This is a genomic window from Pseudoalteromonas sp. UBA2102, assembly GCF_002331165.1.
GTDB lineage: Bacteria > Pseudomonadota > Gammaproteobacteria > Enterobacterales > Alteromonadaceae > Pseudoalteromonas > Pseudoalteromonas atlantica.
Map to the genome: position 1 here is coordinate 15,537 of NZ_DCYU01000048.1, position 1,396 is coordinate 16,932.

Below are 1,396 nucleotides of genomic sequence, written 5' to 3' on the forward strand. Positions count from 1 at the left end.
CCGCCACCGCCAAGCCGCGTTTGAAGGCGCACAGTTTATTATGGATTACTTAAAAAACCACGCCACGTTTTGGAAAAAAGAGCATTTTAAAGACTCCTCAAACTGGGTTGAGTTTAAACAAAGCGACAAGCAAGCACTGGATAAATGGCAAAGTATCGAACAGGATGCAATTAAGTAAATGCATATAATCTCTACCAATATTTCTAAAATAAAAACGGTTGTGCATAACGGCAAGAAGGTTAAAACGGGCATATTTAAAACGCCAACCAATGAGCCGGTTGTTATTGAAAAGCTGAATATAATAGGTGATGAGCAAGCCGATTTAGTCAATCATGGCGGGGTGGATAAAGCGGTTTATGCGTTTTCGCACAATCATTACGATTATTGGAAGCGCACCCTTAAAAATGATGATTTAGCAGTCGGTGCCTTTGGCGAAAACTTCACAATTTCAGACCTTGATGAGCAAAATATTCACATAGGCGATCGTATTCGTATAGGTACAGCACTGCTTGAAGTAAGCCAGCCCCGTGTGCCGTGCTTTAAATTGGCTATTGCACTTAATAGTAAACAAAGCCTAAAACTGTTTACTCAGTATTACCACACGGGTGTTTATTTTAGAGTGCTTGAGCAAGGTGTTGCTAAAACGGGCGATGTCGTGACTATTGAACATAAAGCTGAGCATAACATTTCGGTTAAAACGTTGTTTCAGGCCTTTTTTGATAAACAATACCCAGATTATGAAAGCGTATTATTAGCAGCACTTGAACTACCCGAGCTTGCACTTGAGTGGCAAACTAAAATCAAAAAGAAGTTGGGTAGTTAAAAGAGCGTTATTAAAGCTGTATTACCCTTAATAAAAACTCACTTTTAGCTGTATTATTTAGTTTGTTAAGTGAGCAACCGCTGATATGTATTTGCACACCAATTTGCTTAATGTGTCGTATTGCTGTTTGTTATTTACCGGCTTACTAAAATCGCTACTTACCGCCACTGCGCATGCCCCCGCTGCAAACCAATGTGTTAGGTTGTCTAAATTAATGCCGCCTACGGGCATTAATGGCACATCAGAAAAAGGCCCCGTTAGCGCTTTAAAGTAATTAATCCCCATACTGCCTGCCGGAAAAACTTTAATAATATCGGCGTTATACTCTATGGCATTGGCAATATCGGTAGGGGTGAGTGCGCCCATTAACACAGGTAAACCATGGCGGTGGGCAAGCTCTACCACGGCTTGATTAGTATTTGGTGTAACTATAAATTGCGCACCGGCATCAATCGCTTGTTGCGCAAGGGCGGTGTTAATTATTGTGCCAGCGCCAATGAGTGTATTTTTATAAGCAGCGCGTGCTTTTGCTATTTCTTGCTCAAAGCCAGGTGTATTTGAGGTGATTTCTAG

At 41.2% G+C, this 1,396-nt stretch carries 2 protein-coding genes; one reads left to right on the forward strand and one right to left on the reverse strand.

Annotation, left to right across the window (positions count from 1 at the left end; all coding sequences use genetic code 11):
- The first annotated feature begins 178 nt into the window (after positions 1-178).
- On the forward strand, positions 179-823 hold the full coding sequence (locus tag B2R65_RS05895) for an MOSC domain-containing protein (protein ID WP_286741614.1): 645 nt from the start codon (positions 179-181) through the stop codon (positions 821-823).
- 57 nt (positions 824-880) lie between these two features.
- Here B2R65_RS05895 and B2R65_RS05900 read toward each other — a convergent pair.
- Positions 881-1,396, reverse strand: a 516-nt coding sequence (locus B2R65_RS05900) for a bifunctional 4-hydroxy-2-oxoglutarate aldolase/2-dehydro-3-deoxy-phosphogluconate aldolase (protein ID WP_286741616.1), incomplete at its 5' end; no start/stop codon positions are given.